The organism is uncultured Desulfovibrio sp. (genome assembly GCF_902477725.1).
Lineage (GTDB): Bacteria > Desulfobacterota > Desulfovibrionia > Desulfovibrionales > Desulfovibrionaceae > Desulfovibrio.
Window position 1 is genome coordinate 181319 of record NZ_CABSIF010000002.1, and the last position, 15820, is coordinate 197138.

The 15820-nt window shown below is 56.1% G+C and carries 12 protein-coding genes and 1 CRISPR repeat array; all 12 genes read left to right on the forward strand.

Translation table 11 applies throughout. The annotated features are described in order from the left end of the window. Positions 1-5: 5 nt before the first annotated feature. The 12 genes from cas5c (at position 6) to RDK48_RS02320 (ending at position 15802) form a co-directional block, all read left to right on the forward strand. Positions 6-797 (forward strand): type I-C CRISPR-associated protein Cas5c, encoded by a 792-nt coding sequence (gene cas5c, locus RDK48_RS02265; RefSeq protein WP_298994272.1) that lies wholly within the window; start codon positions 6-8, stop codon positions 795-797. Positions 798-802: 5 nt separating this feature from the next. Further along, the gene (cas8c, locus tag RDK48_RS02270) at positions 803-2821 is read left to right on the forward strand and encodes a type I-C CRISPR-associated protein Cas8c/Csd1 (RefSeq protein ID WP_298994463.1); all 2019 of its coding nucleotides are present in this window, start codon (positions 803-805) and stop codon (positions 2819-2821) included. Between the two features lies 1 nt (position 2822). Beyond that, positions 2823-3674: a type I-C CRISPR-associated protein Cas7/Csd2 gene (cas7c, locus tag RDK48_RS02275; protein WP_298994271.1), complete on the forward strand. Its 852-nt coding sequence runs from the start codon at positions 2823-2825 to the stop codon at positions 3672-3674. Then, the gene (locus tag RDK48_RS02280) at positions 3674-3835 is read left to right on the forward strand and encodes a Dna2/Cas4 domain-containing protein (protein WP_298994269.1); all 162 of its coding nucleotides are present in this window, start codon (positions 3674-3676) and stop codon (positions 3833-3835) included. Before cas7c ends, RDK48_RS02280 begins: the two co-directional genes overlap by 1 nt. Before the next feature lie 459 nt (positions 3836-4294). Continuing rightward, positions 4295-4936 carry a CRISPR-associated protein Cas4 gene (gene cas4, locus RDK48_RS02285; RefSeq protein ID WP_298994267.1) on the forward strand — a complete coding sequence of 214 codons (642 nt, stop codon included), beginning with the start codon at positions 4295-4297 and terminating at the stop codon, positions 4934-4936. Further along, positions 4933-5952: a type I-C CRISPR-associated endonuclease Cas1c gene (gene cas1c, locus RDK48_RS02290; RefSeq protein ID WP_298994263.1), complete on the forward strand. Its 1020-nt coding sequence runs from the start codon at positions 4933-4935 to the stop codon at positions 5950-5952. The genes cas4 and cas1c overlap by 4 nt, the downstream gene beginning before the upstream one ends. Before the next feature lie 4 nt (positions 5953-5956). Continuing rightward, on the forward strand, positions 5957-6247 hold the full coding sequence (cas2, locus tag RDK48_RS02295) for a CRISPR-associated endonuclease Cas2 (protein ID WP_022659420.1): 291 nt from the start codon (positions 5957-5959) through the stop codon (positions 6245-6247). Between the two features lie 270 nt (positions 6248-6517). Beyond that, positions 6518-6878: direct repeats of the CRISPR family, unit length 32 nt; unit sequence GTCGCTCCCCGTGCGGGAGCGTGGATTGAAGC. A 388-nt stretch (positions 6879-7266) separates the two neighbouring features. Continuing rightward, positions 7267-9372: a methyl-accepting chemotaxis protein gene (locus RDK48_RS02300; protein ID WP_298994261.1), complete on the forward strand. Its 2106-nt coding sequence runs from the start codon at positions 7267-7269 to the stop codon at positions 9370-9372. A gap of 316 nt (positions 9373-9688) precedes the next feature. Continuing rightward, positions 9689-11068, forward strand: a complete 1380-nt coding sequence (locus RDK48_RS02305) for an FAD-binding oxidoreductase (RefSeq protein WP_298994260.1) — start codon at positions 9689-9691, stop codon at positions 11066-11068. Between the two features lies 1 nt (position 11069). Further along, on the forward strand, positions 11070-12221 hold the full coding sequence (locus RDK48_RS02310; RefSeq protein ID WP_298994258.1) for a (Fe-S)-binding protein: 1152 nt from the start codon (positions 11070-11072) through the stop codon (positions 12219-12221). Positions 12222-12478: 257 nt separating this feature from the next. Continuing rightward, complete coding sequence (locus tag RDK48_RS02315; RefSeq protein WP_298994255.1) at positions 12479-13582, forward strand: transglutaminase-like cysteine peptidase; 1104 nt, start codon at positions 12479-12481, stop codon at positions 13580-13582. A gap of 99 nt (positions 13583-13681) precedes the next feature. Then, a complete protein-coding gene (locus RDK48_RS02320) occupies positions 13682-15802 on the forward strand; it encodes an HD domain-containing phosphohydrolase (protein WP_298994253.1) in 2121 nt (706 codons plus the stop codon). The last annotated feature ends 18 nt before the right edge of the window (positions 15803-15820 follow it).

Here is a 15820-nt window from a genome sequence, read left to right on the forward strand (position 1 = left end):
ATTGAGTGAATAACGACATATCCTTTACTGTTTATGGGCGTTATGCCCTGTTTTCTGATCCTGTAACTCGAGTCGGCGGCGAAAAATGTTCTTACCACATTCCCACCTATGAGGCCCTTAAAGGAATAGCAAAGTCTATATATTGGAAGCCAACGCTGACCTGGGTGATTGAAAAGGTACGCATTCTGCGCCCCTTTCGCACACAAACCAAGGGCGTAAAACCAATCAGGCCCACCACAGGCGGCAATGATCTTTCCATCTATACCTATCTGGCTGATGTTGCCTATCAGGTAAAGGCCCATTTTGTATGGAATGAGCATAGGCCGGAACTGAAACAAGACCGGATTGAGGGCAAGCACTACGAAATAGCCAAGCGTATGCTGGCGCGCGGTGGCCGACAGGATATCTTTTTGGGTACGCGCGACTGCCAGGGGTATGTGGAGCCTTGCAGGTTTGGTGAAGGACCCGGCGCGTATGATGACCTGGAAGAGCTGGCCTTTGGCCTCATGTTTCACGGGTTTGATTATCCTGATGAAACCGGAAATTCCAGTTTTGGCGCACGGTTCTGGAAGCCGGTTATGCGCAAAGGCATTATCGAATTCCCCTCGCCGGATGACGCCTCGCTGCTGCGTAAAGAAATTCGCCCCATGAAGTCCAAGGTGTTCCACCCTGGCAAAAATTATGCGGGTTGCGATGAAGAAGCGCTATGCCACCTTTTGCAGGAGCCCGAAACCGTGGCATACCCCGATGCCCGTAGCCTGCTTTCTGACGGCGGCCCGCAAGGGGGTTCACTGTGAGCTGGATGCAAAAACTTTTTGAAACGTATGAAGCCTGCTCCCAAAATCCCGCCTTTGTGGACCCGCCACAGGCGGAGAATGGCGGCAAAGAAGCCCCGGCGCTTATGCCCGTGAGCCACACCAGCCAACAGGCGCATATTCATGTCGTCATTGACGGGGCTGGTAATTTTGTGAGGGCAGAGCTGTTGCCGTTGAAAATGCAGTTTATTATCCCGGCAACCGAAGATTCCGCAGGGCGCACTAGCGGTGATTCCCCACATCCTCTGGATGATAAAATTCATTATTGCGCCAAAGACTACTCTGGCGGCAAAAAGAATCTTTATAGCTTGTATGCTGCGCAATTGCAGGCATGGTGCGATTCTCCCCACAGTCATCCAAAGGCCAGGGCTGTATATGCCTATGTTTCGCAGGGGCATCTGGTGAATGACCTGTTGAAATGTGGAATTTTGCGCGGCGAATCAGCCAACTCCTTGCAGACGGAACCAACCGAAGCAGACAAAGAGAGCGGCGCAGACAGCATCTTTAACAGATTGCAGCCCAAAAAAATTGGCAACGCCACGGTGCGCGACCAGGGGGACGCCCTGGTGGTATGGAGCGTGGTAAACCTGCCTGATGACATGGAACCGCGTACATGGAAGGACACCAGCCTGCAACAGGCTTGGATGGCTTACGACGCATCCATGATGGAGCAAAAAGGCCTTTGCATGGTGCAAGGGGTGGAATGCGTTGTTGCCACAAAGCATCCGCGCAATATCCGCCGCCCCGGTGATGGTGCAAAACTTATTTCCTCCAATGATTCCGCAAATTTTACCTACCGGGGGCGCTTTCTGGAGCCGGAGCAGGCCTGCACCGTCGGCTATGAGGTAAGTCACAAGGCGCATAATGCGTTGCGCTGGCTCATAGCGCGGCAAGGCTACCGCAACGGGGATCAGGCTGTTGTGGCCTGGGCTGTGAGCGGCGCGCCCGTGCCTAATCCTTGTGAAGATTTGTTTGATCTGAGTGCCGACGACTTCTTGCTTGATGACACGCCTGAGGTGCAGGCAGAGAAGGACGCCGCCCTGCCTCTTTTTGTTCCTCCCGTAAATATGGGGCTGCCCTTTGCAAAAAGGCTGAACAAAGCCCTCGTGGGATACAAGGCTGATCTCAAGGAAACTGACGGCATCACCATCATGGCGATGGATGCGGCCAGCCCTGGTCGGCTTTCTGTCATATTTTACCGTGAGCAGATGCTTAAGGACTACCTGCACAATCTGGAACGATGGCAGGAAGAATGCGCATGGGTTTTGCCCGTTCGCATTGCCGAAACGCGCGAGGGCCAGAGCAAACCCAAAACGCGCACTGTTTACACGCCCCTTGCTCCTACGCCAGAAACGATTGCCCGCGTTGCTTACGGCAGGCGTATTGACGACAAGCTGCTCAAGGCAACTGTAGAGCGGTTGTTGCCATGCATTGTTGATAGGGCAGCTTTGCCGCGCGATATTGTTGAGAGTTGCGTGCGCCGAGCCTGCAATCGCGCGGCGCATGAGGCATGGGAGTGGGCTGAAGTGCTGGGCGTTGCCTGCGCCATGTACAGGGGCTATTTCGCCAGACACATAAAAGAAGGGGAATACAGCATGGCACTTGATGAAACGCGTAACTCCCGTGACTACCTCTTTGGGCGGCTTCTGGCGGTTGCGGAATATATTGAGCGGACCGCTTTGGATAGCGCGGGAGAAAAACGCCCCACCAATGCCGAGCGGCTGATGCAGCGCTTTGCCGACCACCCCTTTGCTACCTGGAGGCAGCTTGAGCCTCAGTTGCAGCCGTATATGCAGCGGCTGAAGAGCAGTTCTCGCGTTGCGCTGCTTACCCGCGCCCAAAAAGCCTGGAAAGAAATTTACGATAAATTTGACCCTGAAGAATTTACTTCTTCAGACAAGCTCAGTGGTGAGTTTCTGCTGGGCTACCATTGTCAGATGTCAGCCTTGTACGCCAAGGCTGATAAAGAAAGCACCACTGAAGCCAATGACCAGCAAGGAGCGTAACATGAGTCTGCAACACAAGATCGACTTCGCCGTTATTCTCACCGTAGATCACGCCAACCCTAACGGCGATCCGCTCAACGGCAACCGTCCCCGTACCGATTATGATGGCTATGGGGAAATCAGCGATGTTTGCCTTAAGCGCAAGATCCGTGATCGGCTCATGGAGCAGAAGGGGACGCAAGTTTTTGTGCAGTCGGACGACCGCAAGCTGGACAACATGGCCTCGCTCAAGGAAAGAGCCGAATCTGCGGAGCACGGCCTTGGCAAGGATGCTTTTAATCCCAAAAAATGCAGCAAGGAAGAAACCGCCCGAAAGGCCTGCGCCAAGTGGTTTGACGTGCGCGCTTTTGGTCAGCTTTTTGCTTTTGGCAAAGACGGTGATGCAGCGGGGGTTTCCATTGCTGTGCGCGGCCCGGTGAGCATTCACTCGGCCTTCAGCGTGGAGCCTGTCAGCGTTGCAAGTATTCAGATCACCAAAAGCGTCAGCGGCGAGGGCGATGGCAGCAAGCGCGGTTCGGACACCATGGGCATGAAGCACCGTGTGGATAAAGGCGTATATGTTTTTTACGGCAGCATGAATCCGCAGCTTGCCGAACGCACCGGCTTTAGCGATGAAGACGCCGCCGTGCTCAAGGCCATCCTGCCCAGGCTGTTTGAAAATGACGCTTCGTCTGCCCGTCCGGAGGGCAGCATGGCCGTCAGTCAGGTATTCTGGTGGCAACACAACTGCGCTTCCGGGCAGTATTCATCCGCAAAAGTGCATAAAAGCCTCACGGTTAACCCCGATGGCAGCTATACGCTCAACGGCGAGGCAACTCCGGGGTTGAAGGCTGAAACCATTTCAGGTTTCTAATGCACCCCCCGGCCGATTCCATCCCCATATCGGCTTTGCAGCATTATCTGTTCTGCCCCCGGCAGTGTGCACTCATCCATCTGGAACAGCTCTGGACGGAAAACGTGTACACTGTCGAGGGCCGTCAGCTGCACGAAAAAGCCCACAGCAAAATTAGTTAGTTGCATTTTTTTTCTTATAGTGTGTTTTTATATTATAATGACTTATAACACGAATTGACTTTTTTTAAATTTTCTTTATTTTCTCTTTTAGCGGCTGTCCGTAAGGTTAGTCGTTTGTTTCCAGGAGGAGAGAATGCGAGCCTTATTAGTCGAAGGCGGCTGTTCTATGGGAACGTGGCGGTCGCCGTTAAAGGGGAGAGCCTTCCAGTAAGGTTTTGCGGATCGAACGGAAGGCTCTCCAAGTTCCCGTCTTCAATACGGTGTGCGTTCTTGGCTTGTCAACGGTTGAGTATGCATATCTTGAAATATGTCGCACCATCTTCTTGGAATTGAATCCTCCCGTGTTGGCAGTCGCTCAAATATTGAGTGTGGATTGAAACGTGTTTGAAGTGATTAGTTGTGGCAGGCAGGCCCCCTCCCGATGGGAGGGGGCACTCATCCTTTATCAAGGAAGCCACCATGCATCACCATCCCCCAGCCGATTCCATCCCCATATCGGCTTTGCAGCATTATCTGTTCTGCCCCCGGCAGTGTGCACTCATCCATCTGGAACAGCTCTGGACGGAAAACGTGTACACTGCCGAGGGCCGTCAGCTGCACGAAAAAGCCCACAGCAGCGCATCTGAAAGTCGCGGCGACAGCAAAACTGTTTCAGGGCTGCTGCTCTGCTCGCGCGCTCTTGGCCTGACAGGGCAGGCAGACGTTGTGGAGTTTCATCGGCACGGCAATGTCTGGCAGCCGTACCCTGTTGAATACAAGCGGGGCCGCCCCAAAAGCATGGCGGCAGACCGTATCCAGCTCTGCGCTCAAGCCCTCTGTCTCGAAGAAATGCTGCGAGTCTCCATTCCTGAAGGGGCGTTGTTTTACGGCAAAACCCGGCGGCGGCAAGTAGTCGCTCTTGACGACGCCCTGCGGGATGAAACCCGCGCCACTATTCTTGCCGTGCAGGATTTGTTGAATAAAGGGCTTACCCCTGCGCCTCCGCCTTTGGAAATAGCCAACACCATCTGCCCGGCGTGCTCGCTGAGCGACGCCTGCCTGCCCCTTGCTCCGCAGACCTCGGCTGCGAGCTATCTGCAATCCGTGCTGGAGAGCATATGAAACCGCTGCTCAATACACTGTTTGTGACTACTCAGGAAAGTTATTTGGCTAAAGACGGCGAATGCGTGGCCGTGTACCAGGGAGATGCGCTTAAAGGAAAAATCCCCATCCACACGCTTGGCGGGCTTGTGCTGTTTGGGCAGATTTCGTGCAGTCCTTTTTTGTTGGGTCACTGCGCGGAAAACGGTGTAACAGTGTCGTGGTTGACCCAATATGGGCGGTTTCTGGCATCCATGCACGGGCCAGTGAGCGGCAATGTGCTGTTGCGGCGTGAGCAATACCGCCGTGCGGATGATGATGCGGCGTCTGCCGCCATTGCCTCCGCTATGGTAATCGGAAAAATCGCCAATTGCCGCACGGTGCTGATGCGCGCAGCGCGCGAGAGGCCGGCTGCAAGTCTTGACGCAGCAGTGGCCCGGCTGGCCCAATGCCTTGCCCGCCTGCGCGAGCCTTTGCCGCTCAATATGGTACGTGGCGTTGAAGGTGAGGCGGCGCAAGTGTATTTTGGCGTATTTGCCAACCTTATTCAGGCAAAAGACGCCGCCTTCCGCTTTGATGGCCGCAACCGCCGTCCACCTCTCGATGCTGTTAACTGCCTTCTTTCCTTTCTATATACACTTCTGGCGCACGATGTTCGCGGGGCGCTGGAAAGCTGCGGGCTTGATCCTGCCGTGGGCTTTTTGCACCGCGACAGGCCCGGACGCCCCAGTCTGGCTCTGGACATAATGGAAGAATTTCGCCCGTATTTGGCAGATCGCCTGGCTTGTACGCTTATCAACCGCGGGCAAGTGAAGGCCAAAGGCTTTCGTAAAACAGAATCTGGCGCGGTGATTATGGACGATGCCACGCGCAAAGATGTGATCTCTGCATGGCAGGAGCGAAAACAGGAGACTGTGGAGCATCCTTTTTTGCAGGAAAAAATGGCGGCAGGCTTGTTATATCATTGTCAGGCGCGTTTGCTCGCCCGATATCTGCGTGGCGATCTGGATGCTTACCCACCCTTTGTGATTCGGTGACGTCATGCTTGTACTGGTAAGCTACGATGTAAATACACAGGATGCGGCTGGAAAGCGCCGTCTGCGCAAAATTGCCCGCCATTGTGAAAATTGGGGGCAGCGCGTGCAGTTTTCTGTTTTTGAGTGCGTGGTTGATCCTGCCCAATGGGTTGCCTTACGCAATAATTTGCTGGACTGCATGGATGAGGAAAAAGATAGCCTGCGCTTTTACTTTTTGGGCGCGAACTGGAAAAATCGCGTGGAGCATGTTGGGGCAAAACCATCATATGATCCTCAGGGAACGTTGATTCTGTAGATAACGAACATAATTACGAAGTGGCAGGCTGAGAGTGTCAGCAGAGACCAGAGTGGCAGAGGAGGGGATATGTGTACTTCTGGCAGACAACCCGCGAGAACCTGAAGCGCACAGCATTTTTCTGGGAAGTACTCGATTTTTTAACAATATGATTTTATTGTAGTAAATTTTTTGAGTGGTTTTGCTTAATGCAAATTTTATTCGAGGTTCGTGGCCCTCTCGAAAAATGCCCTGCATATCATTGCAGGGCAAAGGCGAAAAAGGGTCACAGTCGCTCCCCGTGCGGGAGCGTGGATTGAAGCTGTTTGAATGGTTATAACAAGCAGTGTTTTTCCAGTCGCTCCCCGTGCGGGAGCGTGGATTGAAGCCGATATTATGCCCCATGTAGGATTTTAACGCAAGTCGCTCCCCGTGCGGGAGCGTGGATTGAAGCATAGCCGGGCGCGAGGATGCCAAAGGTCAAGTAAGTCGCTCCCCGTGCGGGAGCGTGGATTGAAGCTACCCATCATACAGCTCCTACGGAGTTTGGCCCCGTCGCTCCCCGTGCGGGAGCGTGGATTGAAGCGCCCCGGTCTATGCGTGGGCTAGATCTGTTGAGGGTCGCTCCCCGTGCGGGAGCGACTTATGTGGATTGATATTATCATGGGCACAGCCCAGACATGCCGCAGCAACTGGAACCAGCTGTTCTGATTTATCTATTGCTTTGTTTTAAAAATGTCTTGCGTAAAATATATAACCTATTTTGCGGGTTTGTTATAAATATTGTGCTGATATTAATACGTTTTCGATTCCTTGATTTTTATTCTCCGTCACCATAATCCTTTCCCGCCGCCTTCCGATTAATACTGAAGCGGCTTCTCCGCATTGTGTCTCTTCAATATTCTCCATTGAAGGGTCTGATCTTGCAGACAAAAATTTAGATAAACAAAAGTGTTCCAGAGTTGTATGATGGCTGCAACAATAGCAACGTACTTGGTGGATGCTGTAAGCAGAATTCTACACTTGCAAAAGGGCTTGTTATGAACAGATCCATATCGCTCAAGCTGATGCTTGGCATTGCGGCAATCATCGTCATACCCATGGGCATACTGTTTGCCCTTACGTCGCGGGGCATTGCAACGCTTTCAGAAGAAAGCTTCGCCAAGTCCGCCATTGGCGAACTGCGGCAGGTCAGCAATGTTGTCACAGCCATGTTTGATGAATACAAGCTCAACGTTGGCATGCTGGCTGCTGATCCCCTGATGGCGCAATTGCCGCAGATGACCACAAGTCACGTAACAGCAACGGAACCCACGCCATCAAGTGCTGCAGCGGGCGATACTGCTGGCAAGGCGCTGGATGCCCTGTTCCGTCTGTATCGGGAATCGCACCCCTCATATACCAATGTTTATGCGGGTAATATGGAGGGCGCATTTGTGCTCAACAGTCCCGTAGTCGGTAAAACCCAGCCCGGTGGTTACGACCCGCGCAAGCGCCCCTGGTGGGGCATGGCAGTGTCTGATCCTGCCAAAAGCTATATTACCAGCGCCTACAGAAGCACCGATGGGCAACCCATGGTCAGCGCCTGCCGCGCCGTGCGCGACAGCAGCGGCAAAGTCACTGGCGTTGCGGCCATAGATATTACGCTGGGCACCCTCACAGACCTCATTAAAAACGTGCGTATTGGCCGCACGGGCTTTGTTATTCTGGTGCAGGATGACGGGGTGGTTATTTCCGACCCCAAAACTCCGCAGCACAATTTTCAGAAAATAGACGGCATCGGCAACGATGCTCTGGCTGCGCTGTTCAAATCCGGTTCAGCCACGGGCGAGGCCGCCATCAGCGGCAAGCAGTATGAAGCTGTGGTGTACAACTCGCCGGAGCTCAAGTGGAAGTTTATTGGCCTCATTGAAAAGAGCGAACTCATGGAGCCTGTCAACGCCGCCTTGTGGCAGTTTGCCACCGGCATGCTGGCAAGCCTCATAGGCATTTGCATAGGCATCTGGGTGCTGGCCGGGCGGCTCATCATTACGCCATTGAAGACCGTGGGGGTTTTCCTCAAGGATATTTCCGCTGGTGTGTATGGCAGCCTCGTCAACCGCCGCGTTGACGAAATTGGCGTGATTTTTGAGTCTCTTAATTCCATGAGCGCCACCCTCAAATCCAATATTTCCGAGATTGAGGCCAAAACTGTTGAAGCACAGCAACAGGCCGCAGCAGCAAATGACGCCACGCGCGAGGCCGAGGCCGCCCGCCTGCACGCCGAGCGCGCCAAGGCCGAGGGCATGCTTGAAGCAGCGCGCCAGCTCGAACATATGGTGCAGATGCTCCACCAGGAAGTGAGCACCCTTTCAAGCAGTTCAGAAGACATCCGCGAGGCCACGCTCGTGCAGCGGCAGCGCATCCACGAAACAGCCACGGCCATGGAAGAAATGAACTCCACCGTGCTTGAGGTTGCCAAAAACGCTTCGCATGCCGCGGCCCAGGGCACGGATGCGCGGGACAAGGCCAATCAGGGCGCAGAGGTTGTAGGCCGGTCGCTTGAGGCCATGCGCGCCTCGGAGCAGAAGGCTCTTGAACTGCGCGAAGCCATGGGTGATCTGGATAAACAGGCCCACGGCATCGGCACAATCATGACCACCATTGAAGACATAGCCGATCAAACAAACCTGCTGGCCTTGAATGCGGCCATTGAGGCCGCCCGCGCGGGCGAGGCGGGCAGAGGCTTTGCCGTTGTGGCCGATGAAGTGCGCAAGCTGGCGGAAAAGACCATGCATGCCACCAAGGAAGTGAGCGACTCCATCCTCTCCATCCAGCGGGTAGCCGGAATCAACGTGCAGTCTGTGGAAGAAGCCGTGCAGGGGCTTGACCACGCCTCATCGCTGGCTGGCGAATCCGGCGCGGCGCTGGGCGACATTGTCACCAGCACAAACCAGTCGGCAGGGCAGATTCAGTCCATCGCCACTGCGGCAGAGCAGCAGGCCGCCACATCTGAAGAAATCAACAAGTCCATTGACGAAATCAACGCCATCGCTGGGCAGACGGACGAGCGCGCCGAGGCCTCGCTCCAGGCCACCCGGCGGCTGGAAGATCTGGCTCTATCGCTTTCCGGTCTTATCAAGGAGCTGAAAGACCAGTCGGCATAGACTGGCAAAGCTCGATCGCCAGAAAAGGACAACGGCAACCGTTCTGCGGTTGCCGTTTTTCGTGCGGGAGTGACATCATTTTCGTCCTGCGCTATGTTGTCGCACTGGTCAACGCCAGTATATTTTTCGCCAATAGCCCGTAATCAGAGGCTTTTCTGCTGCTCATTGACGCAGCAGCTACAGAGGCGCTGCAAGGCAGATTGCACCCCACCCGGCAGGCAGGTGGAAAAGCAGATTTGAATTTTTTTTGTATACCCTATTCGGCGGCCCGCCGAATGAATGTTGCTGCGCAGCAATAACCGCACTGGAGTATGCCATGACAGGGGAATTTCTGACCTCGCTCACCCCTGAGCACAAGAAGTTTCTTGTGGATTTGTTCAAGGACGGCGTGTCCTTTGACCCCAAGGTGCTGCGCGTTTACGCATCCGATGCCAGCCTGCTTACGGGTACGGTGCTGGCCATGGTTCGGCCCGAGAGTGTCGGGCAACTGTGCGAATTTATGCGCTGGGCAGATGCGGAGCATGTGGCTGTGCATCCGCGAGGGCGCGGCACCAGCCTTTCCGGCGGGTGCGTGCCCACAGTCCCCGGCATCGTGGTTTCCATGCTGGGCATGGATAAAATTATCGAGATCAATAAGGAAGATTTTGTTGCCGTGGTGGAGCCGGGCGTTAATACGGCTCTGCTTCAGGCCGAGTGCGAAAAGCTGGGCATGTTTTACCCGCCGGATCCGGCCAGCGGCAAGGCAACCAGCGTTGGCGGCAATGTCATCACCTGCGCCGGGGGCCTGCGCGCCGTAAAATACGGCGTTACACGCGATTACGTGCTTGGCCTGGAGGCCGTGTTACCCGGCGGCGAACTGGTGAAGTTCGGGGGCCGCTCCCACAAGGATGTCATAGGCCTTGACCTCGGGCGGCTCTTTGTGGGCAGCGAGGGCACCCTTGGCATTGTGACCAGGCTTATTCTCAAGCTTTTGCCCAGGCCCGAGGCTTCGGCATCGGTGCTTGTGGGGTATCCTTCGCTGGATGCCGCCCTGGCCTCCATGAGCAAGGTTTTTGCCGCAGGTATTCTGCCCTGCGCGGTGGAATTCATGAATGAAACCGTGCTGGAAATCCTTGCCAGAACCGGCGAGGTGCCGTGGCCGGACAGCGTAAAATCGCTGCTGCTGTTTCAGGTGGACGGCAGCAAGGAGACTGTGCCGCTGGAAAATATCCGCCTTGCCAACCAGCTTGATGACGCCCTGTGGCGCATGGAGGGCGTGGGCAAGCAAGAGGAAGACAAGCTGTGGGCCTACAGACGCAGGGTTTCGGCTGCCTCCTATGTGCTCGGCCCAGACCGCATCGGCGGTGATATGGCCGTGCCGCGCGGCTCTATTCTCAAGGCCGTGCGCAAATTTGAAGAAATTGCCGCCAGCAACGGCAAGCGCCTTATCGCCTTTGGGCATGCGGGCGACGGCAACATCCACGCCAATCTGCATTACGATGCCTCTGACGCTGACGATGCCCGCCGCACGCTGAAAACCCACCACGAACTGGATGCGGCAGCCCTTGAATGTGGCGGCAGTCTTTCTGGCGAGCACGGCGGCGGATGCCTGAAAGAAGTTGGCAAGCAGCTCGGGCAGAAGGAACATGCCCTCATGTTGCGTTTGCGCGGTGTCTTTGATCCCAACGGCATTCTCAATCCCGGCAAGGGGTACTGAAATGAAACGCGGCTGTACGCAATGCGGCGAATGCCTGAACGTCTGCCCTGTGTACGCGCTCTTCAAGCGCGAGGAATACGCGCCCAAGGGCAAGCGCCTGCTTCTGGAGCAGATTGATCCCGAGTTCGGCGGCAGCCCGGATTCGTCCCTGCCCTGGGAGGATATCCGCGAGCTGGCGCGTCTCTGCGCCGGGTGCGAGCGATGCCAGCAGGCCTGCGCGCGCAAGCTTTCCACCAGTGATCTGCTGGCCGAGGCGCGGGCACGTAATCCTCACTGGACGCAAACTCTCTGGGATATGTGGATTCGCCGCGCTGGCCCACTGTGGCCCATGGCGGGCAAAATCGCCATGCTTGCGCCGGATTCCATTGTTCCCGGCGTGTTGCGGTCTTCTGTGGAAACCGCACGCGCGCTGGTTGATCTGGAGCCTTGCGAACCATGGATGACCCTGCGGCCCAGCCAGAAGGTCAGCGGCGTCAGGGTGGCCCTGTTCAGCGGCTGCACGGCTAAAAATGCCCGTCCCCACTGGATATCCACTGCCCGGCAACTGCTGGCAGGCTGGGGATACGACCTTGTGGACATAGCGGATTTTGCCTGTTGCGGCGGCACGTTGCACCATGCCGGGCAGTTGGGGGCGCTGGCAGAAGTGCGCGAGCGCAACCTTGAGCTTTGGCGCAAGGCTGGCAAGCCTGTAATGGCGAGTTTTTGCGCCTCGTGCAAGCACAGCCTTGATGGCTACACCGCCGTTATGTCGGCGGAGGAGGGCAAGGAGTGGAAGCAGAAGTGCGTTGGGCTTTCCTCCCTGCTTGTGGGGTCGCAAATCAGCCCCACAGGAAAGGCCCCGGCAGCGGTGGGTTATCATCAGCCTTGCCACTGGGGTTCTGATGATCCTGATTTGCCCCTGCTCACGGCGGGGCTGCCGGGCTTGAAAAAAGGCACTGGCCTGTGCTGCGGCATGGGCGGCATACTGAAAATGTCCAACCCCGACCTTTCAGCAGACATGGCGCGCAAATGCCTGGAAGGCTTTGCCCCTGAAATCCGGCACATTGTCACCGGGTGCAGCGGTTGCGTCATGCAGCTTTCAGCTGCGGCGGGTAAGGAGGTACAGGTGCGTCACTGGCTTGATGTGACAGCGCTGGCAGAAGCTCGCACTTAGGCGCATCCGCCCCCATACTGGCTCTTGCGGCAGTAGCTGTGAAATTTTGCAGCTTCCGGGCGGGTATGGTTGCCTCTGGCAGATGTGCGCCGCAATATTTTGCAATGCTTTATTGAGAAATGGTGCATGGGCACGGCACTGGGTGGCGCTGGGGCCTAGCCTGCCGAAAAATAAGCCGAAACGCCGCTGGCACACTGGACGCCCCATAGGCGGCAGTATAGTATGCCGCAACATGCATACCTGTAATCGGTGAGCCTATGCCCAAACTTCGACATTCCAAATTTGCTTTGGTCGCGGCCCTTTCTGGGGGTATGGCGGCCCTTTTGGCGTGTCTGCTGTTTTGGGCCTATGGTTGGAACCCCGCTCTGGCAGGTTCGCTCAATCTGCAACCCCGCGCAGCCATTGGCAATGCCGAAGTTTCCGAGCCGCCTGCCGTATCTTCCGCTGCTGCGGAAAATAATGCAGTGCCGCCTGTTGCCGCCCCTGAGCAGGCGAGCACGGGGGCTGAACAGAACGGCAATACTGGGGCAAACGCTGTTTTGCCCCCTGCTGACCAGCAAAGAGGCCTCCAACCAGATAGGCAGCCAGTCCTCCAGACAATCCAGCAGGCAGGCGCTGATTCTAGCGCTCAGATACAGCCGGATGCTGATAACGCAGATCAGCTCCCATCCCCGGATCCATCGCAATCAACTGGAAAGTCAGATTTTTCCACCGCAGCCAATGCCGCCGCCAAGGTCGCGGCACCGGATGCCGCAAAAGGCGCGGCGCAATCTGCGGCACAGCCAGCACCTGCGCACGATTCCAAGGTGCAGCTTTTCGGCACTGTGGAGTTCAAACGCCCGTTATCCACTTTGCCGGGCTGGCTTGACCTGCTCAAGCGAAACCAGATGGATCCCATATTCATACCCGGCAAGGTGTTCAAAAAGGGCGTTACCTGGGACACCTTCAAGTCAAAAGCCCCGCTTAACAACAAGATGGAACTGCTGCGCTACGTAAATTCTTTCTGGAATACGTGGCCCTATGTGGAAGACATCGTCAACTGGGGGCAGGAAGATTATTGGGAAATTCCGGCGGAGTTTCTTAAAAAGTCTGGCGACTGCGAAGACTATTCCATTATCAAGTATTTTACTCTTAAGGAATTGGGCATTCCACCCGAAAGCATGCGTGTTGTGGTTGTGCGTGACACAATCAGAAATTTTGCCCATGCTGTTCTGGTCGTATACCTGAACGACGATGCCTTTATTCTGGATAATCTCAGTAATTCAGTGCTTTCGCACACCAAGGTGCGGCAGTACAGCCCGCAGTATTCTGTCAATGAATTCGGTCGCTGGGCCCATATGAAGGGCCGCAAGATAAACTAGAGCCGTTGCAGGCATGCAGCGCGCAGCCCGCACCCTTTGTGTGGGCGGTGTTTCACCGCAAACGGTACGTTAATGCGCAATGTACTATAGGATAAGCCTATGAAAACGCAGGAACTTAATGAGCAATCCGTTGCTGGTCGCTATCGTCTGAAAAAAGCCGCCGTAGCTGCTGTCAGCCTGTCGCTTTTTGCTGTGGCGGCGGCTGTGGCCTACGGCCTCTGCACCTTGCAGCTCAAGAACGTTACGCAGGATATTCTGAATAACCAGCGTGAAATGCAGCAATCGTGGGTGGATAAATCGCTGGAATCCATCCGCGCGTGGCATGCAACCGTTGTTGAGCAGGCGCGGCTTGTGAGCAGCGCGGAGATGTTCCGCCTGTTTGCCGTGGATGTGCGCAACCTTGGCTCCGATGGCGAGGCGCGCCTTTCCGCGCCCGATGCCATGGAAAACGGCGATGAATCGTTGCGCAATCTTGCCGAGCAGATGGGCTATATGCAGGATTTGCTGCGCGACTTTGCGCGCGGCAAAAACTGGGTTTCTGCACGGATTGTTTCGCCCAAGGGCAACCCCTTTGTGGTGAGCAAAGGGGACGCGCCCCTTGGCGAGGCCCAGGTGGGCCTTGTGACTCGCGCCGTGGACAGAAAAACTGTTGTTTTTGGCCCTGTGCGCGCCCTTGGCGATGTAATGGTTATTGATCTGGCCGATCCCATGTACGAAGTGCTGGGGCGGGGAGAAAGTCTTCCCGTTGCCGTGCTTTTTGCCACTCTTCCTGTGGACAGGGTGCTGACGGCATTTCTTGCCCAGCGGCAGGATCAGTACGGCGGACTGCTGCCGTGCATTTTGCAGGCTGGCGGCAGCGGCACAGAGGCCGTGCTGCTGCGCGATGGCAAACCTGCGCTTGAGCCAGTGCAGCAGGTGACTCTGGCTGACGGTCTTGGTTTCAAGCGTAGGCAGGGGCTTGTGGGCGGCGGCGAGGCCTATTCCCTCGGCAGTTACATGAACAGTCTGGGCTGGCTTGTGACCATTGAGGCCCCGGCAGACATGGTTGATGCGCTGGTGGAAAGCCAGGCAAAGCAGATATACGGTCTGGGCATTCTTGGCAGTCTTGGCACGGCGCTTTTGCTGGCCTTTATCTGGGCTTCGCTTGTAAGTCGCTCGCACAGGGCCACTGCCCAGCATTTCAAGCATCTGTACACGCTTATCCGCCAGCAGAAAATCATGCTCGACAGCGTCAATGCCTCATTACAGGCTGGGCTTATGCTCATGGACAAAAACGGTCGCTTGCAGATGTGCAACCCGGCCTTTTGCCAGATGGCGGGCAAGGATGAGGATTCCCTCAAGGGAATCCCCGTGGGCGAGGCCCTGCCGGAAGATGCCGCCCTTCGGCTCATGGAGGGCATGGCTCAGGTGAGCGCCAGCGGCAAGGAAGGCAGCATCGAGATTTCTGTTCCTCAACCCGGGGATGTGCGCCTTTTCCGCGTGACCCTGTTTCCATTTGAAGATCACGATAATTCAGGGGAAGAAGGCAAGGGCGGCTGCGTGGGCATTTTCCAGGATATTACGGAATTCCGCCGCCGTGCCGAGGCCGCGCGTGAACGCCAGGCCAACAGCATTGCCGCCCTTGTGCGGGCCATTGAAAGTGTGGACGTGAACCTCATCGGGCACTCCATGAAGATGGAGCATGTGGCAGACCTGCTCTCCGGCGCCATGAGCCTGCCCGACAAGGACAGGGAAACCCTGCGGCTTGCGGCCCGCCTTTCGCAGGTGGGCAAAATCTTTGTGCCACGCGAGCTGCTCACCAAGAAGGGCAAGCTCACCCCCGAGGAACAGGCGGAAGTTATGCGCGCGCCGGAGTATGCCTATGGCATCCTGCGCGACATGCAGTTCAACCTGCCAGTGCCGGACGCCGTCTTCCAGATGGGCGAACGCATGGATGGCACGGGCCTGCCCCAGCATCTTGCCGGGGAGACCATCAATCACAATGCGCGCATTCTGGCAGTGGTCAACGCTTTCTGCGCCATGGTCAGCCCACGTTCCTACCGAGCGGGCATGCAGCCCGAAGAAGCCGTTGCCCTGCTCATGAAGGACAAGGGCTTTGACAGCCAGATTGTCAGCGCTCTTGCCAATGTTGCTGCGGCCGATTTGCAGCAGGCCATTGCCATAGCCGATGCGGCCAGCAAAAAATCTGCTCCTGCCGCAGAATCTGCCGCAGCCGATTAGAGAGCAGGGCGACATGAC